This is a genomic window from Amycolatopsis sp. NPDC114484 (assembly GCF_055633755.1).
Window position 1 is genome coordinate 72594 of sequence record NZ_JBVKDQ010000032.1, and the last position, 10000, is coordinate 82593.

At 69.6% G+C, this 10000-nt stretch carries 10 protein-coding genes; 7 read left to right on the forward strand and 3 right to left on the reverse strand.

What is annotated here, in order from left to right; genetic code table 11:
* The first annotated feature begins 93 nt into the window (after positions 1–93).
* Genes ACZ7SW_RS41585 through hsaB form a run of 5 tightly spaced genes read left to right on the forward strand, consistent with a single transcriptional unit; the run spans position 94 to position 5225 of the window.
* Complete coding sequence (locus tag ACZ7SW_RS41585; RefSeq protein WP_470235866.1) at positions 94–1680, forward strand: FAD-binding protein; 1587 nt, start codon at positions 94–96, stop codon at positions 1678–1680.
* A 32-nt stretch (positions 1681–1712) separates the two neighbouring features.
* Positions 1713–2882, forward strand: a complete 1170-nt coding sequence (hsaA, locus tag ACZ7SW_RS41590; protein ID WP_470235867.1) for a 3-hydroxy-9,10-secoandrosta-1,3,5(10)-triene-9,17-dione monooxygenase oxygenase subunit — start codon at positions 1713–1715, stop codon at positions 2880–2882.
* Entirely contained in the window at positions 2882–3727 is an 846-nt protein-coding gene (hsaD, locus tag ACZ7SW_RS41595) for a 4,5:9,10-diseco-3-hydroxy-5,9,17-trioxoandrosta-1(10),2-diene-4-oate hydrolase (RefSeq protein ID WP_470235868.1), read from the forward strand. Before hsaA ends, hsaD begins: the two co-directional genes overlap by 1 nt.
* On the forward strand, positions 3727–4626 hold the full coding sequence (hsaC, locus tag ACZ7SW_RS41600) for an iron-dependent extradiol dioxygenase HsaC (protein ID WP_470235869.1): 900 nt from the start codon (positions 3727–3729) through the stop codon (positions 4624–4626). Before hsaD ends, hsaC begins: the two co-directional genes overlap by 1 nt.
* A complete protein-coding gene (gene hsaB / locus ACZ7SW_RS41605; protein WP_470235870.1) occupies positions 4623–5225 on the forward strand; it encodes a 3-hydroxy-9,10-secoandrosta-1,3,5(10)-triene-9,17-dione monooxygenase reductase subunit in 603 nt (200 codons plus the stop codon). The genes hsaC and hsaB overlap by 4 nt, the downstream gene beginning before the upstream one ends.
* Before the next feature lie 20 nt (positions 5226–5245).
* On the opposite strand, the gene ACZ7SW_RS41610 is transcribed toward hsaB, so the two are convergent.
* Positions 5246–5500, reverse strand: coding sequence for a Smr/MutS family protein (locus tag ACZ7SW_RS41610; RefSeq protein ID WP_009075408.1), 255 nt, complete (start codon positions 5498–5500; stop codon positions 5246–5248).
* 79 nt (positions 5501–5579) lie between these two features.
* On the opposite strand from ACZ7SW_RS41610, the gene ACZ7SW_RS41615 reads away from it, so the two are divergent.
* Together ACZ7SW_RS41615 and ACZ7SW_RS41620 are read left to right on the forward strand one after the other, a co-directional pair.
* Positions 5580–6173 (forward strand): PadR family transcriptional regulator, encoded by a 594-nt coding sequence (locus ACZ7SW_RS41615; protein WP_470235871.1) that lies wholly within the window; start codon positions 5580–5582, stop codon positions 6171–6173.
* Positions 6170–7348 carry an FAD-dependent oxidoreductase gene (locus ACZ7SW_RS41620; RefSeq protein ID WP_470235872.1) on the forward strand — a complete coding sequence of 393 codons (1179 nt, stop codon included), beginning with the start codon at positions 6170–6172 and terminating at the stop codon, positions 7346–7348. The genes ACZ7SW_RS41615 and ACZ7SW_RS41620 overlap by 4 nt, the downstream gene beginning before the upstream one ends.
* A gap of 4 nt (positions 7349–7352) precedes the next feature.
* Here the strand turns inward: ACZ7SW_RS41620 and ACZ7SW_RS41625 are convergent, their stop codons facing one another.
* Positions 7353–8402 carry an MBL fold metallo-hydrolase gene (locus tag ACZ7SW_RS41625; RefSeq protein WP_470235873.1) on the reverse strand — a complete coding sequence of 350 codons (1050 nt, stop codon included), beginning with the start codon at positions 8400–8402 and terminating at the stop codon, positions 7353–7355.
* A 10-nt stretch (positions 8403–8412) separates the two neighbouring features.
* The gene (locus ACZ7SW_RS41630) at positions 8413–9447 is read right to left on the reverse strand and encodes a fatty acid desaturase family protein (RefSeq protein ID WP_470235874.1); all 1035 of its coding nucleotides are present in this window, start codon (positions 9445–9447) and stop codon (positions 8413–8415) included.
* Positions 9448–10000: the final 553 nt, after the last annotated feature.

Sequence of the window (10000 nt, forward strand, 5' to 3'; positions counted from 1 at the left end):
CACATGCAACGTGTTATCGGCTATAGCTGGCCTGCTCGGGGCCACTTCCGTCACCATAGACGAGAACGTGTTCCAGTTCTAGGGTGGCGGACTATGGACGAGCTCGGGGCGGACGTCGTGATCATCGGAGCCGGAGCGGCCGGCGTGTGCGCGGCCATCGAAGCGGCCGACGCGGGCGCTGAGGTGCTGCTGGTCGACCGGTTCTCCGGCGGCGGGGCCAGTCGCGTCAGCGGCGGCGTGGTCTACGCCGGGGGAGGGACGCCGCAGCAGCGCGCCGCGGGCGTCGACGACAGCGTGGACGCGATGTACGCGTACCTGCGGATGGAAACCGGCGACGTCGTGTCGGAACGGACGTTGCGGCGGTTCTGCGAGGAAAGCGTCGACATGGTGGCGTGGCTGGAGCGGCAAGGCGTGCCGTTCGAGGGCAGCATGTGCGGCTACAAGACGTCGTATCCCAGCAACAAGCACTATCTGTATTACTCCGGCAGCGAACTGTCCGGCGGCTTCCGTGACGTGGCGAAACCCGCGCCGCGCGGGCACCGGGTCAAGGGGCCGGGCACGTCCGGGAAGCTGCTGATGAAGCAGTTGCTGGCGGCGGCCCGGGAGCGCGGGGTGCGGGTGCTGCCGCAGACGCAGGCGGTGAACCTGATCACCGACGACTCGGGCACGGTCACCGGGGTGCTCACGCACAGCTTGCGCGACGCGCCTTCGTGGGTGCGGGCGCGGCACGCGCGGCTCGCGGATTGGGCGGCGAAGCCGGGTATTTACGTGCCTGCGCTGCGTCGGTCGCTGCATCGGCGGGTCGAAAGAATTGAGCGCAAGCACGCGCGTGAGCTGCGGATCAGTGCGCGCCGGGGCGTTGTGCTGGCGGCGGGCGGGTTCATCGTGAACCGGGCGATGGTGCGGGAGCACGCGCCCGCGTATCGCGGCGGGCTGGATCTCGGGACCTCCGCCGATGACGGTTCCGGCATTCAGATGGGCGTCGAGGTCGGCGGGCGCACGGCGGAGCTGGATCGGGTGTCGGCGTGGCGGTTTCTCACGCCGCCGTCGGCGTTTCTCGGCGGTCTGCTGGTGGACGCGGACGGGCGCCGGATCATCGACGAATCCCGTTACGGCGCGGCGATCGGCGAACGCATGATCTCCGAGCACGGCGGACGCGGCTGGCTGCTGGTCGACGAGCCGATCGTCGCCGAAGCCCGGCGGGACGGCCGAAAACAAGGCCAATGGTTCGCGACGCTGCAGCTGCGGTATCTGCTCGGCAAGGGCCGGGTGACCGGCGGGACGATCGAAGAAGTGGCTGCGCGAGCCGGAATCGACCCGGACGGGCTGGCGGCGACCTACGCCGAGTATCAGCGGGGCCCGGACCCGGCGGGCAAACCGGTGGACTTCGCGCGGCCGCTGGACACACCGCCGTACTCGCTGATCGACGTGTCGGTGAAACCGAACCTCGGCTACCCGTGCCCGATGCTGACACTGGGCGGTCTGGTCGTCGACGAGGACACCGGCGCGGTGGCCGGCGTGCGCGGTCTGTACGCCGCCGGACGCACCGCAGTGGGAATCTGTTCCAGGTCGTATGTGAGCGGCCTTTCGCTGGCTGACTGCGTGTTTTCCGGTCGCCGGGCAGGGTTGAACGGCGCGCTCGGGGTAGACCGCGTCGACAAAAACGAGAACGTGTTCTAGTCTTGGGCGTGTCGAGCGAGAGAGGACGGCCGATGAGCGAGCTGGCTGCCGTGACCGCGGGGGTGCGCGACCTGCTTCCCGTGCTGCGGGAACGCGCACAGGAGACCGAGGATGCCCGCCGGATCCCCGCCGAATCAGTGAAAGCGCTGCAGGAGACCGGATTTTTCCGCCTGCTGCAACCGAAACCGTACGGCGGCCTGGAAGCCGACCCGGTCACCTTCTACACCGCGGTCAAGCTCATCGCGAGCGCCTGCGGGTCCACCGGCTGGGTCGCGTCGATTCTCGGCGTGCACCCGTGGCACGTCGCGTTGTTCGACGCGCGAGCCCAGGCGGACGTGTGGGGCGAGGACCACGACGTGCGGATTTCCTCGTCGTACGCGCCGATGGGCAAGGCGACCGTCGTCGAGGGCGGCTACCGGCTGTCCGGGCGATGGAGCTTCTCGTCCGGAAGCGACCACTGCACGTGGGTGCTGCTGGGCGGGCCTGCGTTCGCCGACGGCAAGCCGGTGGACTTCTGCACGTATCTCGTGCCGATCTCGGACTACTCCATTGTGGACGTCTGGGACACGGTCGGGCTGCGCGGCACCGGGTCCAACGACATCGTCGTCGAGGACGTTTTCGTGCCGAAGCACCGTGCGCTGAGCTTCATGGCGACGTCGAAGTGCAAGACCCCGGGCCAGGAAGTCAATCCGGGTCCGCTGTACCGGTTGCCCTACGGCTCCGTGCACCCGAGCACCATCACCGCGCCGATCATCGGGATGGCGCAGGGCGCGTACGACGCGCACGTGGAGCACCAGGGCAAGCGGGTGCGCGCGGCGTACGCGGGCGAACAGTCCAAAGAGGACCCGTTCTCCAAGGTGCGGATCGCCGAGGCGAGCAGCGAGATCGACGCGGCCTGGCTGCAGCTGACGCACAACATCGACGAGCTGTACCAGCTGGCCCGCAAGGGCGAGAAGCTGCCGTTCAGCACGCGGTTGCGGGTGCGCCGGGACCAGGTGCGCGGCACCGAGCGGGCGATCTCCGCGATCGACCGGCTCTTCGAGAACTCCGGCGGCCGCGCGTTGCAGCGGGGCACGCCGATCCAGCGCTTCTGGCGCGACGCGCACGCGGGCCGGGTGCACGCGGCGAACGACGCGGAACGCGCGTACGTCATGTTCGGCACCGGCGAGTTCGGTTTGCCCGTCGAGAATGCGATGGTCTGATGGCTCCCGAAGGTTCCTATGTAGACACTGCGGGCGGACTTCGCCTGCATTACCACGAGTCTGGCGCGGAGAACGCCGAGACGGTGCTGTTGCTGCACGGCGGCGGCCCCGGCGCCTCGGCGTGGAGCAACTTCGGCCGGAACCTGCCGGTGTTCGGGAAGTCCTATCGGACGCTGGCCATCGACCAGCCGGGCTTCGGCCGGTCCGGCAAGCCGACCGAGCACCCGCAGTACTTCCGGCACAGCTCGGACGCGGTCGTCGGCTTGATGGACCGGCTGGGCATCGAGCGGGCGCACATCGTCGGCAACTCGCTCGGCGCGGGCGCGGCGGTCCGGCTCGCGCTGAACCATCCCGGCCGTGCCGGGCGGCTGGTGCTGATGGGCGCGGGCGGGTTGAGCGTCAACCTGTTCGCCCCGGATCCGACCGAAGGCGTGCGGCTGCTGTCCCGGTTCGCCGGGGATCCGACGCGGGAGCGGATGGAAGCGTTCCTCCGGATCATGGTGCACGACCAGGCTTTGGTCACCGACGAGCTGATCGACGAACGCTTCGAGATCGCGCGTTCGCCGGAGTCGCTCGCGGCGATGCGGGCGATGGGCAAGTCGTTCAGCCTGCCGGATTCCTTCGAGGAAGGCATGTTGTGGCGCGAGGCGTACCGCCTGCGGCAACGGGTCTTGCTCGTGTGGGGCCGGGAGGACCGGGTCAACCCGCTCGACGGCGCGTTGCTGGCGTTGAAGACGATTCCGCGTGCGCAACTGCACGTGTTCGGCGGCTGCGGGCACTGGGCGCAGCTGGAGAAGTTCGACGAGTTCAACCGACTCGCCCTCGACTTCCTCGGGAGTTCGTGATGGCTATCCGTTCGCTGGGATATCTGCGCATCGAAGCCACGGACATGGACGCCTGGCGCGTCTACGGGCTGAAGGTGCTCGGCATGGTGGAAGGTTCGGGCACCGACCCGAACGCGCTGTACCTGCGCATGGACGATTTCCCGGCGCGCTTGGTGATCGTGCCGGGGGAGAAGGACCGTTTGGCGGTAGCGGGATGGGAAGCGGCCAACGCCGCGGAGCTGGACGAGGTCCGCACCCGGCTCGACGCGGCTTCGGTGCCGTACAAGGAAGGCACGCCGGAGGAATTGGCGGACCGCCGCGTCGCGGAAATGATCAGCTTCACCGATCCGTCCGGCAATACCCTGGAGGTGTTCCACGGGGTCGCGCTGCAGCACCGACGGGTGGTGAGCCCGTACGGCCACCGTTTCGTCACCGGCGAGCAGGGCTTGGGCCACGTGGTTTTGTCGACCCACGACGACGAGGCGGCGCTGAGGTTCTACCGGGACGTGCTGGGCTTCCGGCTCCGCGACTCGATGCGCCTCCCGCCGCAGATGGTGGGCCGTCCGGCCGACGGAGACCCGGCGTGGCTGCGGTTCTTCGGCTGCAACCCGCGCCACCACAGCCTGGCGTTCCTGCCGATGCCGACGCCGAGCGGGATCGTGCACCTGATGGTGGAGGTCGAGGAGACCGACGACGTCGGGTTGTGCCTGGACCGCGCGAAGCGCAAGAACGTCCCGATGTCCGCGACGCTGGGCCGGCACGTGAACGACCTGATGCTGTCGTTCTACATGAAGACTCCCGGCGGCTTCGACGTCGAGTTCGGCTGCGAGGGCCGTCAGGTCGAGGACGAGGACTGGATCGCCCGCGAGAGCACCGCGGTTTCGTTGTGGGGCCACGATTTCTCGGTGGGCGCGCAATGACAGCCGCCGTTCCGGAGGCAGTGCCGGACCGGTTCCGCGAGGTGCTCGGCCACTTCTGCACCGGGGTGACCGTGGTGACCGGCTATGTCGAGGGCTCCGCCACCGCCTTGGCCGATTACGCCGGGAACTCGGGCGGTTCCGCCGCGCCGACCGGACCGGTGGGTTTCGCCTGCCAGTCCTTCGCGGCGTTGTCGCTGGACCCGCCGCTGGTGCTGTTCTGCGTCGCCCGGACGTCGCGCACCTGGCCCGCGCTGGCCGCGGCGGGCACGTTCGCGGTGAACGTGCTCGCCGAAGACCAGCAGGCGGTCTGCGCCGAGTTCGGCCGCCGCGGCGGCGACAAGTTCTCCGGAGTGTCCTGGCGGCCCGCCCCGTCCGGCGCGCCACTGCTGGACGGGGCCCTGACCTGGGTCGACTGCGAGGTGCAAGCCGTCCACCCGGCCGGGGACCACTACGTGGTGGTCGGCCGCGTGACCGCGCTGGGCGAGACGTCCGACGCCCGCCCGCTGCTGTTCCACCGCGGCCGCTACACCGTCACCGAACCGGTGCCGGACGCGCTCACCGCGCTGATGCCCTGGCCCCGCCCGGACGACTGGCTCTGACTTTCGGGCGGGTGTTCGCGCTACTTCCAGCGGAAGTGCACGAACACCCGCCCGAAGTTGTCTTTGTCCTTCTCGACGCGGTGGTAGAGCGCCTTCACGTCCTTGCGCTCCAGGAACCGCAGCACGTGCTTCTTCAGCTGCCCGGACCCCTTGCCCGGAATGATCTCCACGAGCGGCGCCTTCTTCGCGACCGCCTCGTCGATGACCGCGCGCAGCGCCCGGTCGATCTCCCCGCCGCGGTTGTAGATGTCGTGGAGGTCGAGCTTGAGCTTCATGGGTCCTTCCTACCCCACGCCCTCATAGTCGATATCAACTACTCTTGTGCGTATAGTCGATCCTGACTAAGGAGCAGTGGTGAAGCGACGCGTGGTGGGTAATCCGCTCGGGCTGGCCGTGCTGGCGGGCTTGCTCGAGGAGCCGATGCATCCGTACGAGATGGCGCGGCGGCTGGTGGAGTACGGCAAGGAGCGGGATTTCAAGTACACCCGCAGCTCGCTGTACATGGTGGTCGGGCAACTGGAGAAGGCCGGGTTCATCGCGGCGCGGGAAACGCTGCGCGATTCGGCGCGTCCGGAGCGGACGGTCTACGCCATCACGCCCACCGGCCGGCTCGAGCTGTTCGACTGGATGCGCGAACTCGTCGCCGAACCGGCCACCGAGTACCCGTTGTTCGGGGCGGCGCTGTCGCTGTTCGTGGTGCTGCCGGTCGACGAGGTGCACCAGTTGCTCCAGCAGCGGCTGGCCGCGCTCACCGCGATCGCCGACGACATCCGCGCGACGATCGACGCCGGACGGGAGCAGGGGCTCGACTGGTGGTTCCTGGTCGAGGAGGACTACCGGCTGACGAAAGCCGAGGCGGAGCGCGGCTTCGTCGAGCGGCTCGCCGAGTCGGTCGCCGGGGAGGACTACCGGCAGGCGCGGGAAACCTATTTCAAGGGGAGAACATGAACGTACTAGTGATCGGTGGCGGCATCGCCGGTGCGACCACCGCGATGGCGTTGCGGCGCGCGGGAATCGGGGCCGCCGTCTACGAGGCTTATCCGAAAACGGCGGACGGGGTCGGCGGCGCGCTGACGCTGTCTCCCAACGGCCGCAACGCCTTGCGGCAGATCGGCGCCGACGACGCGGTGGCCAGGGTCGGCCTCGAGGTGCCCGGAATGGTGATGCAGAACCACAAAGGCCGCGTGGTCGGCAGATTCGACGGGCTGCCGGAACTGCCGTCGAGCCTGCTGCTGCGCCGGGACCGGCTGTACCGCGCGCTGATGGACGAAGCGCTGGGCCGGGGGATCCCGGTCGAATTCGGCAAGCGGCTGAAGTCCGTCGAGAACAAAGCGGACCAGGTGGTCGCGCACTTCGAGGACGGTTCTTCCGCCGCAGGCGACGTGCTGGTGGGAGCGGACGGCATCCGGTCGGCTGTCCGGTCCATTCTGGACCCCGCGGCGGCTTCCCCGCGCTACGCCGGACTGCTCGGCCTCGGCGGCTGGATCCGCAATCCCGGCTTGCCGGCGACCGGCGACTATCAGCATCTCGCGTTCGGCAAGCGGGCGTTCTTCGGCTACTTCATCGACGCTGAGGAGATCCTCTGGTTCAGCAACGTTCCCGCCGCCGACCCGGACGAGGCGAAGACGACCTCGCCGGAGCACTGGCTCGCGGTGCTGCGCGAACGGCACGCGGACGACGTCGCGGCCCGCGACATCGTCGCCCTGCTGACGCCGGAAGACGTTGCCCAGCCAGGGATCCTGGAGTCCATCCCGACGGTGCGGACCTGGCACCGCGGCCGGGTCGTGCTGGTCGGCGACGCCGCGCACCCGACGTCGCCGAGCTCCGGGCAGGGAGCGTCGCAGGCGATCGAGAGTTCGCTCGAACTGGTGCGGGCGTTGCGGGAAAGCCCTGATCCGGCAACGGCTTTCGCCTCGTACGAGCAGGCCCGGCGGGCGAGGGTCGAGCGGATCATCGCGCAGGCCGCGAAAACGAACAACGACAAGGCGGCCGGGCCGGTGGCGCGGATCATGCGCGACTTGCTGATGCCCCTGGCGATGAAGACGGTGACGACGCCCGAGAAAATGTTCGGGGACCTGCATCGGCACCGGATCGAGTTCACCGCTTCGCCCGCCTCGGTCTGACGCCTCACCCCAGGGTCTGCCACCATCCGTCCACCGGCGGCGGGGCGGACGCGTCGATCCGCTGCCCCGGCCGCGGAATCGCGAGCGGGAGGTCGTTGGCCTTGGCCTCCCGCCACACCCGGTCCGCGGGATCCGACCAGGCGTGCGTCGCGAGCGTGAAGGTCGCCCAGTGCACCGGGACCAGCAGGCCGCCGCGCACGTCCAGGTGCGCGGCGACGCCTTCCTCCGGCGTCATGTGGATGTCCGGCCAGTGCGGGGCGTACGCGCCGACCTGGACGAGCGTCGCGTCGAACGGGCCGTGCTTCGCGCCGATCTCGGCGAAACCGGCGAAATATCCGGTGTCGCCGCTGTAGTAGACGCGATGCTCCGGCCCGGCGAGCACCCACGACGCCCACAGCGTGCTGTCGTTCGCGAGCCCGCGACCGGAGAAATGCTGCGCGGGGGTGGCGACGAACCGGATCCCGGCCACGAAAGCGTCCTCGTGCCAGTCGAGTTCGACGATCCGCGCGGCCGGGACCTGCCACCGTTCAAGGTGGGCGCCGACCCCGAGCGGAACGAGGAACGGCGCGTCGGTCAGCGCGATCAACGCGCGGACGGTGGGCAGGTCCAGATGGTCGTAGTGATCGTGAGAGATCACGATCGCGTCCAGCCCGCCCAGCTCCCGCAGCGAGACCGGGGGAGCGTGCAGCCGCCGCGGCCCGGCGAAGGCGGCGGGCGAAACCCGGTCGCCCCACACCGGATCGCACAGCACCCGGGCACCGTCGATCTCCACCAGCGTGGACGCGTGCCCGAACCAGGTGAGGAAAAGCCCGTCGGCCGAGGACGCGGCCGGCGAGGAGATCAGGGGGACCGCACCGCTCGGGCGGCGGAGGGCGCGGTCCTCTCCGAACAGGTATTCGCGCACGAGCCCGCCAGGAGAGGAGGGCGTCGCGCGAGTGGCGACGGCGTTGTGGAACACGCCGTCGGCGTACTGCGGAGACAGGCGCATCCGCTCGGCACGAGCTCCGGCCGCCTTCGCGCCGAAGGCCGCCGGAGTCAGTGCTTGGAACGTCATGCCACCGAGTCTACGAAGCCTTCCTGAGAGGTGCCCCAGCTTCGTGGAGGTGCCGCAGCGTCTGCCGGTACGACGACACCAGCCCCGTCCGCAGATACGAGATGCCGATCTCCGCGCAGTACGCCTCCACCAGCGGCTGAGCCCGGCGCAGATGCACCGACGGCATGCTCGGGAACAGGTGATGCTCGATCTGGTGGTTGAGGCCGCCGAGCAGGACGTCGATCACCGGCCCGCCCGCGACGTTGCGCGAGGTGAGCACCTGCTTGCGCAGGAAGTCCAGCTCCGTCTTGCCGGTCAGCGTCGGCATGCCCTTGTGGTTCGGCGCGAAAATCGAACCCATGTAGACGCCCCACAGCCCCTGGTGGACCGCGAAGAACAACAGCGCGAGACCCGGCGGGAGGACGATGAACAGCGCGGCGAGGTAGACCGCCAGGTGCGTGAACAGCAACGCCGCTTCCAGCCCGCGACGGCGCATGCCCGGGCGCGCGACGGCGCGGATGCCGGAGACGTGCAGGTTGAGGCCTTCGAGGGTGAGCAGCGGGAAGAACAGCAGCGCCTGGTGCCTGCCGATGAACCGGGGCACGCCGCGGGCCTCGCGGGCCTGGCGCTGGGACCAGACGAGAACGTCCGGGTCGACGTCAGGGTCCAGCTCCTCGTGGTTCGGGTTGGCGTGGTGGCGGGTGTGCTTGTCCATCCACCAGCCGTAGCTCATGCCGATGCCGAGGTTCCCGGCCAGCCGCCCGGCGATCTCGGCGGAACGGCGGGTCCGGAACACCTGCCGATGCGCCAGATCGTGCGAAAGCAGGGCGATCTGCCCGAACATGAAAGCCTGGAACGCGGCCACGGCGAGCTGCCACCACGAGTCGCCGAGCAGCGCGAACGCGACCCAGCCTCCCGCGAACAGCACAGTCACGAGCGCGATTCGAGCGGTGTAGTAGCCGGGACGCCGGTCGAGCAGACCGGCCTCGGTGATCCGGCGGCAGAGCCGGGCGAAGTCGCTTCCCGGCCGTGGGGGCGAGGGGAGGACGAGTTTTTCGGTGGTCACGGGGCGAGTATTGCGGCGCGGCCCCCCGGCGGGAAACCTGCTGGCCCGACGAATCGTGCTGGGGTTGACCCTACTGTGCGCCTGTGCATCGCCGAGGGTGTGCTGTTCAGGGGGGTGACGAGGGCCTGAGCAGGGGGTTTGGCGGGGGGTTGCGGTGCAGGCGGGTGGTTCTTGTGCGAAAGAAAATTCCATCCTTCGGCGGAGTGGGGGTGTGGGATGGGGGTGAGGTGGGGGATGGGGGAGTGGTTGAGGGGAGTGGTTGGTTGGGGGTTGGGGCTGGGTGAGGTGGGGCAGGACCGGGCTGGGTGAGGTGGGGTCGGGCCGGGCTGGGGTTGAGGCTGGGCTGGGCTGGGCTGGGGTTGAGGTCGGGCCGGGCTGGGCTGGGCTGGGGTTGAGGTCGGGCCGGGCTGGGCTGGGCTGGGGTTGAGGTCGGGCCGGGCTGGGCTGGGCTGGGGTTGAGGTCGGGCCGGGCTGGGTTGGGCTGGGGTGGGGGTCGGGCCGGGCTGGGGTTGAGGTCGGGCCGGGCTGGGCTGGGCTGGGGTTGAGGTCGGGC

Bases quoted from the DNA above. Each gene is read 5' to 3' on its own strand.
- ACZ7SW_RS41585 (WP_470235866.1), top strand. From the start codon at position 94: ATGGACGAGCTCGGGGCGGACGTCGTGATCATCGGAGCCGGAGCGGCC.
- hsaA (WP_470235867.1), top strand. From the start codon at position 1,713: ATGAGCGAGCTGGCTGCCGTGACCGCGGGGGTGCGCGACCTGCTTCCC.
- hsaD (WP_470235868.1), top strand. From the start codon at position 2,882: ATGGCTCCCGAAGGTTCCTATGTAGACACTGCGGGCGGACTTCGCCTG.
- hsaC (WP_470235869.1), top strand. From the start codon at position 3,727: ATGGCTATCCGTTCGCTGGGATATCTGCGCATCGAAGCCACGGACATG.
- hsaB (WP_470235870.1), top strand. From the start codon at position 4,623: ATGACAGCCGCCGTTCCGGAGGCAGTGCCGGACCGGTTCCGCGAGGTG.
- ACZ7SW_RS41610 (WP_009075408.1), bottom strand. From the start codon at position 5,500: ATGAAGCTCAAGCTCGACCTCCACGACATCTACAACCGCGGCGGGGAG.
- ACZ7SW_RS41620 (WP_470235872.1), top strand. From the start codon at position 6,170: ATGAACGTACTAGTGATCGGTGGCGGCATCGCCGGTGCGACCACCGCG.
- ACZ7SW_RS41625 (WP_470235873.1), bottom strand. From the start codon at position 8,402: ATGACGTTCCAAGCACTGACTCCGGCGGCCTTCGGCGCGAAGGCGGCC.